This window comes from Brevundimonas sp. FV1ye4L (genome assembly GCF_058681255.1).
Genome location: NZ_CM178734.1, coordinates 1,137,769 through 1,150,124, shown reverse-complemented (window position 1 = coordinate 1,150,124; position 12,356 = coordinate 1,137,769). Strand labels below are relative to the sequence as shown.

At 67.2% G+C, this 12,356-nt stretch carries 12 protein-coding genes; 4 read left to right on the top strand and 8 right to left on the bottom strand.

The window, feature by feature from the left end:
• The first annotated feature begins 50 nt into the window (after positions 1–50).
• Positions 51–1,718, top strand: coding sequence for a class I SAM-dependent methyltransferase (locus ACW17X_RS05440; protein WP_492100013.1), 1,668 nt, complete (start codon positions 51–53; stop codon positions 1,716–1,718).
• 9 nt (positions 1,719–1,727) lie between these two features.
• Here the strand turns inward: ACW17X_RS05440 and ACW17X_RS05435 are convergent, their stop codons facing one another.
• Both ACW17X_RS05435 and ACW17X_RS05430 read right to left on the bottom strand, forming a co-directional pair.
• Complete coding sequence (locus ACW17X_RS05435; protein ID WP_492100012.1) at positions 1,728–2,876, bottom strand: GNAT family N-acetyltransferase; 1,149 nt, start codon at positions 2,874–2,876, stop codon at positions 1,728–1,730.
• Positions 2,873–3,331, bottom strand: coding sequence for a RidA family protein (locus ACW17X_RS05430; protein WP_492100011.1), 459 nt, complete (start codon positions 3,329–3,331; stop codon positions 2,873–2,875). Before ACW17X_RS05430 ends, ACW17X_RS05435 begins: the two co-directional genes overlap by 4 nt.
• 90 nt (positions 3,332–3,421) lie before the next feature.
• Here ACW17X_RS05430 and ACW17X_RS05425 point away from each other — a divergent pair, with 90 nt between their 5' ends.
• Positions 3,422–4,351, top strand: coding sequence for a hypothetical protein (locus tag ACW17X_RS05425; protein ID WP_492100010.1), 930 nt, complete (start codon positions 3,422–3,424; stop codon positions 4,349–4,351).
• A gap of 53 nt (positions 4,352–4,404) precedes the next feature.
• On the opposite strand, the gene purN is transcribed toward ACW17X_RS05425, so the two are convergent.
• Together purN and purM are read right to left on the bottom strand one after the other, a co-directional pair.
• Positions 4,405–4,989: a phosphoribosylglycinamide formyltransferase gene (gene purN, locus ACW17X_RS05420; protein WP_492100009.1), complete on the bottom strand. Its 585-nt coding sequence runs from the start codon at positions 4,987–4,989 to the stop codon at positions 4,405–4,407.
• 4 nt (positions 4,990–4,993) lie between these two features.
• On the bottom strand, positions 4,994–6,031 hold the full coding sequence (gene purM, locus ACW17X_RS05415) for a phosphoribosylformylglycinamidine cyclo-ligase (RefSeq protein WP_492086561.1): 1,038 nt from the start codon (positions 6,029–6,031) through the stop codon (positions 4,994–4,996).
• 79 nt (positions 6,032–6,110) lie between these two features.
• Here purM and rnd point away from each other — a divergent pair, with 79 nt between their 5' ends.
• The gene (gene rnd, locus ACW17X_RS05410; RefSeq protein ID WP_492100008.1) at positions 6,111–7,262 is read left to right on the top strand and encodes a ribonuclease D; all 1,152 of its coding nucleotides are present in this window, start codon (positions 6,111–6,113) and stop codon (positions 7,260–7,262) included.
• Here the strand turns inward: rnd and ACW17X_RS05405 are convergent.
• Genes ACW17X_RS05405 through ACW17X_RS05395 form a run of 3 tightly spaced genes read right to left on the bottom strand, consistent with a single transcriptional unit; the run spans position 7,259 to position 11,377 of the window.
• Complete coding sequence (locus ACW17X_RS05405) at positions 7,259–7,624, bottom strand: VOC family protein (protein ID WP_492100007.1); 366 nt, start codon at positions 7,622–7,624, stop codon at positions 7,259–7,261. The genes rnd and ACW17X_RS05405 overlap by 4 nt on opposite strands.
• Positions 7,625–7,673: 49 nt before the next feature.
• Positions 7,674–9,161 carry a Ppx/GppA phosphatase family protein gene (locus ACW17X_RS05400; RefSeq protein WP_492100006.1) on the bottom strand — a complete coding sequence of 496 codons (1,488 nt, stop codon included), beginning with the start codon at positions 9,159–9,161 and terminating at the stop codon, positions 7,674–7,676.
• Positions 9,161–11,377 carry an RNA degradosome polyphosphate kinase gene (locus ACW17X_RS05395; protein ID WP_492100005.1) on the bottom strand — a complete coding sequence of 739 codons (2,217 nt, stop codon included), beginning with the start codon at positions 11,375–11,377 and terminating at the stop codon, positions 9,161–9,163. The genes ACW17X_RS05400 and ACW17X_RS05395 overlap by 1 nt, the downstream gene beginning before the upstream one ends.
• 150 nt (positions 11,378–11,527) lie before the next feature.
• Here ACW17X_RS05395 and ACW17X_RS05390 point away from each other — a divergent pair, with 150 nt between their 5' ends.
• The gene (locus ACW17X_RS05390) at positions 11,528–11,656 is read left to right on the top strand and encodes a hypothetical protein (protein WP_492100004.1); all 129 of its coding nucleotides are present in this window, start codon (positions 11,528–11,530) and stop codon (positions 11,654–11,656) included.
• 6 nt (positions 11,657–11,662) lie between these two features.
• On the opposite strand, the gene ACW17X_RS05385 is transcribed toward ACW17X_RS05390, so the two are convergent.
• On the bottom strand, positions 11,663–12,349 hold the full coding sequence (locus ACW17X_RS05385) for a P-loop NTPase family protein (protein ID WP_492100003.1): 687 nt from the start codon (positions 12,347–12,349) through the stop codon (positions 11,663–11,665).
• Between the last annotated feature and the right edge of the window lie 7 nt (positions 12,350–12,356).

Genomic DNA, 12,356 nt, shown 5'->3' with positions numbered 1-12,356 from the left:
CCCGGGCCTTTTTTCATGCGGATGGCGTTCGGGGGCGGCATACTGGACCGATGGGGCAGACGGAACAGGTTGATCTGGCGGCGGCATTGCTCGTTCAGGCGGAGCGGCGGCTGGCGGATGGGGATCTGCACGGTGCCTTCGCGGCCAACAAAGCGTGCCTGAAGGCGGCGCCCGATTTTGCGCCCGGACTTGCGGGCATGGGTCTGTTCCTCGCTGAGCACGGCGATCCGGGAACGGCGGCCCAACTTCTGAGCCAGGCGATGGCGGAGGGGGATGCGGCGGTCCGGGTGCGGGTCGCGCCGGCGTTCGCGCGCCTGCTGGAAGGGCTAAAGCCCAGCGCCTGGGATCCGGCGCTGGACCGCGATCTGCTCGTTTGTCTGACCTCGCACACCGTAGATCCGCAGACCTTGGCGCGCGTCACGGCGGAGACCCTGCTGTTGAAACAGGGGCGGTTCGACGGAACGTCGGCGATGCTGGAGGCCATGGGGCGCGACCCCTTGTGGCTGGCCTTCCTGTCGCGGTGCTTGAACGTCAGCGCCGCCATGGAGATGCGTCTCGACGCAGTGCGAACGGCGGTGGTCGAGGCGGCCGGCGCATTTGAATCTCCTGTTGGCGACTTGGTCGCCGCCCTTGGGATCAGCGGCCTCGCGTCCGAATATGTTGCACCGGTACAGGCAACTGATGGCGCGGTCGCCCTGCTGTTCCGGTCGCCGACCCGGTCAGAGGCCGCGGCCTTGGGCGAGGGTGAGATCCAGGCGCAACTGATCCGTCGAGCCATTGACGAACCCGCGCGGGAGCGCGCCCTGGCCATGTCCGTGCCAGCTTTGACGCCCGACGGCGCCGACGCCATTTCCGAAGCGGTCAAGGATCAGTACGAGGCCAACCCCTATCCGCGCTGGTCAGCGCCCCCCGCGCCAACGCCGCGAAGACTCTCAGATGCGATCGCGGCCCTGCCGGGGCTTGACGGTAAGGCTCTCGGAGGCCGCGCGGAGTCTGTCCTGGTCGCGGGGTGCGGCACGGGGTTCGAGCCTATCGACATGGCGCGGATGGACCCTTCGCTGGCGATCACCGCCATGGACCTGAGCCGCGCCAGCCTGGCCCACGGCATGCGGGTGGCGGAAGATCTGGGGCTGAGCGGGGTGCGGTTCGTCCAGGGCGACATACTAGCCTTGGACAAGGTTCAGGTGCGGTTCGACGTCGTCACCAGCACCGGGGTGATCCACCATATGGCGCGTCCCGAGGACGGGCTGGCGCGGCTGGCGGGTGTTTTGCGGCCGGGCGGCGTGGTGCGGCTGGGGCTCTACAGCGAGCGGGCGCGGGCGGTGGTGAAGGCCGCGCATGACCTGATCCGGGCGCGCGGCTGGACGCCGGTCGAGGCGGACATTCGGGCGTTTCGCGCCTATGTTCTGGCTCAGCCGGATGTGGAGCCCTTGGCCGCGCTGAAGGAGAGCGCGGACTTCTACAGCCTCAGCGGCTGTCGTGATCTGGTCTTCCATGTTCAGGAGCACCGCTACACTCCGACCCAGCTCGGCGAACTGATCGCGGGATCCGGGCTTCGATTGGTCGGCTTCGAGGCGTCGCCTGAGGCGAGGGCGGCGTTTGCAGCGGCGTTCGGGCCGGCCGATCCGCTAGACCTCGGCCTATGGGATCGGCTGGAAGCGCGGCGGCCCGAGCTGTTCGCCGGCATGTACCATCTGTGGGCGCAGAAGCCGGCTTAGAGGCGGACGTCAGCCGTCCTTTTTGAAGGGCGACAGTTCCTCGGTCATCTCCAGCCTTTGAGCCTCGACAGCCGGGCCTTCGCGCCGAAGATAGTCGGCCACCGGACCGCGCAGCGCGGGGTCGGCGATGAAGTGGGCCGAATAGACAGGCGACGGCAGATAGCCCCGGGCGATCTTGTGCTCGCCCTGGGCCCCGGCCTCGACGCGGGACAGGCCGCGCGCAATGGCGAATTCGATGGCCTGATAATAGCAAAGCTCGAAATGCAGGAAGGGCACCTCTTCCAGCGTGCCCCACTGGCGACCGTACAGGGCATCGCGGCCGATGAAGTTCAGGGCGCCGGCGATAGGCGTTCCATCTCGGAAGGCCATGACCAGGGCGATGCGGTCCGCCATGGTCGCGCCGACACGGGTGAAGAAGTCCCGGGTCAGATAGGGCCGCCCCCATTTGCGGTCGCCCGTGTCCAGGTAGAAGGCGAAAAAGGCGTCCCAGTGGGCCTTGGTGATCTCGGCGCCGGTCAGGACGCGGATGTTCAGATCCGCCTGGGCGTCGCGCCGTTCGCGGCGGATGGTCTTGCGCCGGTTGGCCGACAGGGCGGCCAGGAAGTCGTCGAAGGTCCGATAGCCGTTATTGCGCCAGATGTATTGGATGTCCTGGCGGGGCAGTAGGCCAGCCTGGGCCATGTCCGTCCACTCGACCTCGGTCGGGAAGTTGATGTGCAGGGATGAGACGCCAAGGCGCTCGACAAGGGTCAGGGCGCCCTGAAGCAGGGCCTGCCGCACCGTCGCGGCGTCTGTGTCGGGATGATTGAGGAAACGCGGCCCGGTCGCCGGGGTGAATGGCACGGCGCCCAGCAGCTTGGGATAATAGCGGCCGCCGGCGCGTCCATAGGCGTCGGCCCAGCTGTGGTCGAAGACGTATTCGCCCTGGCTGTGGCCCTTCAGATAGAGGGGCATGACGCCGAGGATGGCGTCGTCCTCGTCTCGCAGGGCCAGATGGCGCGGCGCCCAGCCTTCTTGGAGGGATGCGCTGCCGGAGGCTTCGCAGGCGTGCAGGAAGTCGTAGGAGACAAAGGGATCGCCGGTGGGACGCGCGCAGGCGTCCCAGGCCTCGCGGCCGATGTCGGCGATCCCGTCATGGACCGTGAGGGTGAAGGTCAACGGATCTCCACGATGGCGTCGATCTCGACCGCGAAGCCGAGGGGCAGTTTGTAGACGCCGACGGCAGAGCGGGCGTGGCGACCGGCGTCGCCGAACACCTCGACCATCAGGTCCGAGCAGCCGTTGATGACGGCGGGAATGGCTTCAAAGTCCGGACCGGCCTGAACGAAGCCGCCCAGTTTCACGATCCGCACCACCCGCTCCAGGTCGCCGTCGCAGGCGGCCTTGATCTGGGCCAGCAGATTGATCCCGCACAGGCGGGCGGCGGCGTTGGCTTGTTCCGGCGTCACGTCCACGCCGACCGTGCCCTTGATCCCGCCCGAGGCGTCGTTCGACAGCTGGCCAGAAATATGGACCACCGCGCCCGTCTGGACGAAGGGCACATAGTTGGCCACCGCCTTGGCGGGTTCCGGCAGGGTGATGCCGAGTTCGGCGATGCGGGCTTCGATGGTCATGGAGGCTCCTTGATCTTGTCGGCGGTTTAGCGCGGCGCAAGGGCGGCGTCACCCGTCGGCGTCTTAAGTCTTCGCCAATCGCGCCGTCGTATGATCGTCGCCATGGATCTGCACCTGACCCCCGACGTCGCCGCCTTCCAGGCCGTGCTGGCGCGCCTTTCCTCCGAGGACTGGGCGCGTGTCGACGCCGCCGCCACGATCGCTGCGGCCAAGGCTGCGGAGGCCGCGCCGCACTGGGATTTCGAAATGCCGGCCAAGGCCGTGGACGCCGTGCTGGGGGCAGGGGCTTCGGACGAGGTTCGGCGCGGCCTGATTGCCTCTTGGGCCTTGCAATTGCCCGATCGGGTCGCGGCCATGGCGCTGCCGGCTGAGGTTCTGGCTCTCTATCCCTATTGGATCGAACAGTTGGCCGCTTTTCTGATCAAGGCCGAGGGCGGCTATGACTTCGATCACTGGGCCAAGGATGTTCGCTTCACCCTGGCGCTCAGCGTGCCGGCGGCCAAGAGTCAGGTCATCGACCTCAGTTCCCCGGTGGGGCCGGGCCAGATCGTCAAACATGTGCGCGACGGCTGGGGCTTTGGTCCTCTGTTTCGCTATCTGGCGGCGGGCGCCAAGCGGGAGCCGTGGCTGGAGGTTCATACCGAGAGCCGGTGGCTGCGCGGCTTCAATGAAGAGGGCTGGAACGAGGCCTGGGCCACCGCGGCGGAACTCTGCCGGACGCGACCGGAGCTGGCGGGCATGATCGGCTCCAGCTGGTTCTATGACCCGCCCCTGACCGAGATCAGTCCGCGTCTGGCGCACCTGCGGCTCAATCCGTTGAAGGGCGGCGCCTTTATGGTTCACCAGGGGCCGGGTGATATCCACACGGAAAGGGCCGGCGCCGCCTCGGCGTCGCGCAAGGCGCTGATCGACAGCGGCGAATACACCGCGCGGTCGTGGCTGATGATTTGGCCGCGACGCGAGCTGATCGCCTGGGCAGACAGGCGAAAGGCGGAAACAGCCGCGTCCCATCAATCGTGATCCCGGGCACAAGCCTAGGATGACGGGCTGTTAGGCGGGTGCGGGAGCGAGCCTCATATCCGCGCCAAACCCTTGCAGAAGCCCCCGAGCACCTGTGGATACAGCGTGTGTTCCGCCGTCTTGACCCGTTCGGCCAGACTGGCGGGCGTGTCGTCGGCCAAGATGGGCAGGCGGGCTTGGCCCAGGATCGGGCCTTCGTCGATGCCTTCGGTGACCAGGTGGACGGTGCAGCCGGCCTCGGCGTCGCCGGCGGCGATGGCGCGGGCGTGGGTGTCAAGGCCGGGATAGAGGGGCAGAAGGCTGGGGTGGATGTTCAGCATCCGACCGTCCCATGCGCGCACCAGCCAGGGCGTCAGGATGCGCATATAGCCGGCCAGGGCGATGACTTCGATCCTGGCGGCGCGCAGAGCCTCGTCCACGACGCGCTCGTGCGCCTCGCGGTCCTTGCCGAAGGGCTTGTGCGGAATGGTGACCGTTTCGACGTTCTTGGCGGCTGCGATGGCTAGGCCGCCCGCGCCTTCGACGTTGCACAGGACAAGGGCGACTTCATAGCCGCTGTCGGCGCCCTGACTGGCGTCGATCAGGGCCGCCATATTGGAGCCGGTCCCGGAGATCAGGACCGCGACGCGCGTCTTCACGGGATCAGGCCGCTTCCAGCTGTCCGCAGACGAAGGCGACCTCGCCCGCGTTGAGCAGGGCGGCGAGGACGGGTTCGGCATTCTCGGGCGAGACGATCAGCATGAAGCCGACGCCGCAGTTGAAGGTGCGGCGCATCTCGTGGTCGCTGATGCCGCCGGTTTCGGCCAGCCACTGGAAAACGTGGGGCATGGGCCAGGCGTTCCAGTCGAAGCTGGCCTTCAGCCCCTCGGCGATGCAACGGGGCGGGTTTTCGATCAGGCCGCCGCCGGTAATATGGGCCGCGCCCTTGATCAGGCCCGCCTTCATCAGGGGCAGGACCGGCTTCACATAGATGCGGGTCGGCTCCATCAGGGCCTGGGCCAGGGAGCGATCCTTGGCGAAGGGGGCGTCGTCGCCCCAGGCCAGACCGGACTTCTCGACCACCTTGCGGACCAGCGAATAGCCGTTCGAGTGCGGACCGGTGGAGCCCAGGCCGATGATGATGTCGCCGGCCGCTTGACGATCCAGATAGGGCAGGGCGTGGCCGCGCTCGACGGCGCCCAGGCTGAAGCCGGCCAGGTCATAATCGCCGTCGGTGTACATGCCCGGCATTTCTGCGGTTTCGCCGCCGACCAGGGCGCAGCCGGCCTGGCGGCAGCCCTCGGCGATGCCGGCGACCACGCGGCGGGCGGCGTCGATCTCCAGACGGCCGGTGGCGTAATAGTCGAGGAACAGCAGGGGCTCGGCGCCCTGGGCCAACAGGTCGTTGACGCACATGGCGACCAGGTCGATGCCGACGCCGTCATGACGGCCGGTTTCGATGGCGATCTTCAGCTTGGTGCCTACGCCGTCGGTGGTGGTGACGATCAGCGGATCCTGGAACCCGGCGGCCTTCAGGTCGAACAGGGCGCCGAATCCACCCAGCGAGGGCTCCGAACCGGGGCGCGCCGTGGACTTGGCCAGGGGCTTGATGTGTTCGACCAGCATTTCGCCTGCGTCGATGTCCACGCCTGCATCGGCGTAGGTCAGGCCGTTTTCGAGAGGCTTTTGGGTGTCGCTCATAGTGATCAGGCCTGGAATCGGGGCGGAAATGCAGCGCGGCTCTTGCCACAGGTGGGTTGCGGGGGGCTATAGCATCGGAATGACGCCGATCACCACCAATGAGGCGCTGGCCGATTTTTGCGCCCGCCTCGCCACCGCCCCGTTCATCACGGTCGACACCGAGTTCATGCGGGAAACGACCTACTGGCCCAGGCTGTGCCTGATCCAGGCCGCGTCCGCCGATCACGCCGGGATCATCGATCCGATGGCGGAGGGCCTGGACCTTGAGCCGTTCCTGGACCTGTTGCGCGATCCCAACATCATCAAGGTCTTCCACGCCTGCCGACAGGACGTCGAAATCTTCGTGCGTCTGGGCGCCATGCCCAAGCCGATGTTCGACACCCAGGTCGCGGCCATGGCCGCCGGGTTCGGTGAACAGGTCGCCTATGATTCGCTGGTGCGGCAGATGCTGCGCGTCGAACTGGACAAGGGCAGCCGCTTCACCGACTGGGCGCGACGCCCGCTGTCGGACAGCCAGCTGGTCTATGCCCTGGGCGACGTGACCCATCTGGCGGCCCTGTATCCCAAGCTGCGCGACCGTCTCCAGAAGGAGGGCCGGCTGGACTGGGTGATGTCCGAGATGGAGAGCCAGGTCGATCCGGCCCTTTACGACACCAACCCCGAGAACGCCTGGAAGCGTCTGAAGCCCAAGAAATTCTCGGCCAAATATCTTGCGGCCTTCAAGGCCGTCGCGGTCTGGCGCGAGCGTGCGGCCCAGGAACGCGACCAGCCGCGCGGCCGCATCCTGAAGGACGAGGGCATCGACGAGGTCGCGCAACAGACCCCGACGGACCCCGAGGCCTTCAACCGCCTGCGCTCGGTGCCCAAGGGCTTCGGCGGCTCGCGCCTGGGCCTGGAGCTGGCGGAGGAACTGAAGCGTGTCCTGGCCGATCCCGAATCACACGCCCCCGACATGGAGCGGCCGGCGCATCGTCAGCCCGCGCCGCCGTCGGTGGTGGAACTGCTGAAGGTGCTGCTGAAGGCCAAGAGCGACAACGCAGGCGTGGCGTCCAAACTGATCGCCACCGTCGCCGATCTGGAGAAGATCGCCGTCAGCGACGACGCCGATGTGGATGCGCTGAAGGGCTGGCGTCGCCAGATCTTCGGCGAGGATGCGCTGAAGCTGAAGCGGGGCGAGATCGCCCTGGTGCTGAGCGGGGCGCGGGTCGAGGTCGTCGAGATCGAAGGCTAGGCGCCGGCTGGCGGCTCCCACAGTTCGATAGGATTGCCCTCGGGGTCGTGGATGCGGGCGAAGCGTCCGACCTCGGGGCTGGCGTCCCAGTCTTCCTTGGTGACGACCTCCACGCCGGCGGCTTTCAGGGCGGCGAGCAGGGCGTCCAGGCCTTCGACGCGGAGGTTCAGCATCCAGCGTTTGTCCTGGGCGAAATAATCTGTCGTCTCCTTGAACGGCGAGAAGACGGTGGGGCCGGCCTGTTGATCCCACAGGAACTGGCCCTCGGGCGCGCCGACGCCCAGGTGTTTCAGGTACCAGGCCGAAAGCGCCTGGGGATCCTGGGCGCGGAAGAAGAAGCCGCCGATTCCGGTTACGGACATGAGTGTTCCCCTCGTTCGACGAGAGGCTGAACTCTGTTCGGCCAGCTGTCTAGATCGACAGACCCAGCCCCATCGCTTCGGCCAGGGCCTTGGCGCGCTTCTTCGTCTGTTCGCCCAGCAGGAGGTCGGCGTAGCCGTCCGTCGCGGTCAGGTTCAGATCGCCGCCCTTCACCGTCGCCGTGGCATTGGCCAGGAGCTGGGACGATCGGCCCGACAGGTCACAGGCCAGGCGAATGGCGAGACCCAGGGCCCGGGCGCGTTTGACGGCGTTTTCGTCCAGCAGGCGGCCGATGACCTCGGGCTGCGGCGTCGCCGCCCCCCCGCCGTAGCGGGCGTTCATCACTGCGGCCAGGAAGGCGCGTTCCGCATGGCTGACGCCGGCGACGGGCGCGCGCAGCACCTGGTCGAAGGCCAGCTCCAGCCGGTGGTCGGGGTGCAGGCGGGCGCCCAGGTCGGAAAGACGACAGGCGGCGGCGGTCAGGACGGAGTCCCGCGTCTCGCCGAAGGCCCCTGGCAGGGCGGCGGTGATATCCGACATCCAGCCCTTCAGGGCGCCGGGCAGAGCCGGGTCGATGCCCTGTCGTCCGCCCAGGGCGGCGCATCCCGCCAGCAGGGGATCGGCGGCGCGGGTCTCCTCGTCCAGGGTGTCGAACAGCAGACCCTCGCGCACGCCCCAGGCGGACATCTCGATCCGCTTCAGGTTCAGATGCTTGATCAGACCCTCGAGCACGAGGCCGGCGTAGGGGAGGGTCTCGGCGCGTTTCTTGGACACGCCGGGCAGCTTCGCCAGTCCGGCCGCCGACTGGTGCGCGACCAGCCGCGCGGTCTCCAGCGCCTCGTCCGCCGTCATCTCGTACTGGTGGACGACCTTCAGCGGATAGGATTTCAGCGCCATATGGACCTGGGCCAGGGTGCGCCAGGCGCCGCCGACGGCGTAGAGGCGGTCGCTCTGGAACCGGTCCGCGACGGGTTTCAGCCGCTCGTCGATGCGGGCCTTGATCCGGTCGGCGTCGAAACCCTTGCCCTCGGCCAGGGCGAAGGGGCCGAGCGGCAGGGTCAGGCCATGTTCCACCCCATCACCGCTCAGGCGCGTCAGTTCCAGACTGGCGCCGCCCATGTCGGCCGAGACGCCGCGGGCGTCGGGCGCGCCGGCGAGCACGCCCATGGCGGCGTATTTCGCTTCTTCCTCGCCGGACAGGACGCGGATCTGCAGGCCGGTTTCCGCCGCGACGCGCTGGCAGAATTCAGGCCCGTCCTGGGCCTCGCGCACGGCGGCGGTGGCGGCGATCAGGGTGGCGTCGGGACGGACCCCTTCCAGAACGGCGGCGAAGCGGCGCAGCGCCGTCATGGCCATGACCACGCCTTCGGCGGACAGTCTGTTGGTGGTCGGCAGGTCGCGGCCCAGGCCGGCCAGGACCTTTTCATTGAACACGGTCCAGATGGCGCGGCCTTCCAGCCGGTAGAGCACCAGACGGACCGAGTTCGAGCCGATGTCGATGGCCGCGACGTCGCGGCCGATGAGCGCCAGATCCGGCATCAGCGGCCGGGACGCTCGTAGCTGAGAACGGACGGCAGGGTCTTCACCTTGCGTCCACGGCCCGACAGGCTGGGATTGGTCATGAAATATTTGTGGGCCGAGAACGGCCGCTCCGGATCGGCGGGGATGACGCGGGTATAGCGCCCTTCGGCGTCCAGCACCCAGCTTTGTGCGTCGTCCTTCAGATTGGCGACCATGATCTGGTCCAGCACCTGGTCGTGGACGGTGGCGTTGCGGATCGGGGTCATCAGCTCGACGCGGCGGTCCAGGTTGCGCGTCATCCAGTCGGCCGAGGAGATGAAGAGCTTGGCCTTGTCATGCGGCAGGTCCCTGCCGTTGGCGAAACAGACGATGCGGCTGTGCTCCAGGAAGCGGCCGACGATGGATTTGACGCGGATGTTCTCGGACAGGCCCGTGACCCCCGGCCGCAGGCAGCAGATGCCGCGCACGACCAGGTCGATGCGCACGCCCCACTGGCTGGCCCGGTACAGGGCGTCGATGATCTCGGGATCGACCAGCGAGTTCAGCTTGACCCAGATGGCGGCCGGCTTGCCCATGGCGGCGGCCGACATCTCCTTGCCGATCAGCTCGATCAGGGTGGACTTCATGTTCAGCGGCGAGACCACCAGGGCCTCAAGCTCGTCCGGCGTGGCGTAGCCTGTGATGTAGTTGAACACCCGGCTGGCGTCGCGGCCCAGGACCGGGTCGCACGAGAACAGCGACAGGTCGGTGTAAATCTTGGCCGTCACCGGATGATAGTTGCCGGTGCCGAAGTGGCAGTAGGTGCGCAGGGCCTCGCCCTCGCGCCGCACCACGACGCTCAGCTTGGCGTGGGTCTTGTATTCGACGAAGCCGAAGACGACGTGGACCCCCGCCCGCTCCATGGCCCGGGCCCAGCGCAGGTTGGCCTCCTCGTCGAACCGGGCCTTCAGCTCGACCAGGGCGGTGACGTTCTTGCCGTTTTCGGCCGCCTCGATCAGGGCGGCGACGATGGGGCTGTCCTTGGAGGTGCGATACAGGGTCTGTTTTATGGCGATGACGTTCGGATCCCGCGCCGCCTGACGCAGGAACTGCACCACCACGTCGAAGCTCTCGAACGGGTGGTGTATCAACATGTCCTTCTCGCGGATGGCGGCGAAGACATCGCCGCCGTTGTCGCGGACCCGCTCGGGATAGCGGGGCTCATAGCCCTTGAATTTCAGGTCGGGATGGCCGCCGGGAATGAGGTCTGAAAGTTGGGCCAGACCCAGCATGCCATCGACCAGCACCACGTCCTGGGGCTTGGCGTGCAGTTCGCCGATGATGAAATCGCGCAGATCGTCGGGCATTGAGGCCTCGATCTTGACCCGTACGACCGAGCCCAGGCGACGCTGTTTCAGCGCCTCTTCGAACTCCAGCACCAGATCCTCGGCCTCTTCCTCGATCTCGATGTCGCTGTCGCGGATCAGGCGCAGCAGGCCCTTCTCCAGAACCTCGCAGCCGGGGAAGAGGTGGTCTATGAACAGAAGCAGCACGTTTTCCAGCGTGATGAACCGCTTGCGACCCGGCGCGGAGCGGCCGTCGGTCGGCAGCTCCCAGAAGCGCCGCACCTGAGTCGGCACCGGCACTAGGGCGTAGAAGGTCTTGGCCTCGCCCTTTCGCCTCATCTTCAGCGCGAGGGAGAAGCCCAGATTGGGCAAGAAGGGGAAGGGGTGGGCGGGGTCGATCGCCAGAGGGGTCAGAACGGCGAAGAGCTGGTTCAGGAACTCGGGCTCCAGCCTTTCCTTCTCGGTCTTGGTCAGGCGGTTCTGATCGACCACTTCTATGTCTGCGGCGGCCAGCTCCTTTTTCAACAGGCGCCAGCGTACCTGTTGCTCGGCCATCAGTTCGCCGGCTGCGATATTGATTCGCTCCACCTGTTCGGCGGGTGTCAGGCCGTCGGCGGAGAGTACCCGCACACGTTCGCGCAACTGGCCCTTCAGGCCGGCGACGCGGGTCATGAAGAACTCGTCCAGATTGTTGGCCGAGATCGACAGGAACCGTAGGCGTTCGAGCAGGGGATGGTTCGGATTGGCGGCTTCCTCCAACACGCGCTCGTTGAAGGCCAGCCAGGAGATTTCGCGGTTGAAGAACCGTGTAGGCGAGGCCATCAGCTCCTCATTCAGCGCCAATTGAGGGGCGCGGGAGGCGGGGACTTCTTCACCCCGTGTGGCGTCGTGGATCGCGGCGTCGGTCATGATCCGGTTCTCGCGCGCCACTGTGACGGCCGCAAGCGGGCTCTGACATTTTCATGAGCTGTCCTTCGCAAGTGCGAAGGGGGTTCTCGCAACTGCGAACTTGTGGTTAAGATTTGGGCTCCCGTTAAGCGGATCGACGTGGAGGCCTTCGTGGCGTTGATGTTCATAGCCTTGGTCGTCGGTACGGCGGCTCTCGTGATCGGCTGGGACATGCTGGGACAGCCGACGCCGAAGCGCATCTATCGCAAATGGAAGCGTCGGCGGAGGCGGGGCGCCTGACGAGCGTCAGTCCGTTCCGGCGTCAGCGTCCATCTGGTCAACCACCTGGCGGGCCAGAACACGGGTGACGGGGCGGTGGAGCGCGTCGAGGCGGGCGACTACAGTCGCGGCGGTGTCAGCGGAGCGATCCAGACGACGCACCAGATAGTCGATGACATCGTCGGATGGCGTGATACTGCGTTCGGCGAAGCGCGCGCGCAGTATGGCGGACAGAACCACGTCGTCGGGCGCTTCGATCGCGACAGTGCGGACCGCGTCGAGGCGCGAGCGCAGGTCGGGCAAATCCACCGACCAGGCCCTGGGCGGCGCGCGACCCACCAGCAGCAGTGCGCCCCCGCCGGCCTGGGCCAGGTTGATCAGGTGAAACAGGCTCTCGTCGTCGGCGTCGCGTGCGCAATCCAGCAGGATGGGCCGGCCCTCCAGCTCCAGCGGATCGACAAGGGCGGCTTCGACGCCGTTCAGCGGCACGGCGCCGACCCGTTCGGCCCAGTCGGCCGCGATCCGGCTTTTGCCCGAGCCCGCAGGGCCGTAAAGGGCCAGGACTGGCCCGGCGCCGTCCGGCCAGCGGGACAGGACACGCACGGCCTCGGCGTTGCTGTCTGACGCGACCAGGGCTTCGCCCACGAGCGGGCGTTCCAGCGGCAGGCGCAACTGTTCGGCGTTCGGTCGGATCAGGGCGCTCTGCGCGGACATGGGACTG

Coding starts and splice junctions, on each gene's coding strand:
- rnd (WP_492100008.1), top strand. CDS start 6,111: ATGACGCCGATCACCACCAATGAGGCGCTGGCCGATTTTTGCGCCCGC.
- ACW17X_RS05400 (WP_492100006.1), bottom strand. CDS start 9,161: ATGCCGGATCTGGCGCTCATCGGCCGCGACGTCGCGGCCATCGACATC.
- ACW17X_RS05395 (WP_492100005.1), bottom strand. CDS start 11,377: ATGACCGACGCCGCGATCCACGACGCCACACGGGGTGAAGAAGTCCCC.
- ACW17X_RS05425 (WP_492100010.1), top strand. CDS start 3,422: ATGATCGTCGCCATGGATCTGCACCTGACCCCCGACGTCGCCGCCTTC.
- ACW17X_RS05430 (WP_492100011.1), bottom strand. CDS start 3,331: ATGACCATCGAAGCCCGCATCGCCGAACTCGGCATCACCCTGCCGGAA.
- ACW17X_RS05385 (WP_492100003.1), bottom strand. CDS start 12,349: ATGTCCGCGCAGAGCGCCCTGATCCGACCGAACGCCGAACAGTTGCGC.
- ACW17X_RS05440 (WP_492100013.1), top strand. CDS start 51: ATGGGGCAGACGGAACAGGTTGATCTGGCGGCGGCATTGCTCGTTCAG.
- purM (WP_492086561.1), bottom strand. CDS start 6,031: ATGAGCGACACCCAAAAGCCTCTCGAAAACGGCCTGACCTACGCCGAT.
- ACW17X_RS05405 (WP_492100007.1), bottom strand. CDS start 7,624: ATGTCCGTAACCGGAATCGGCGGCTTCTTCTTCCGCGCCCAGGATCCC.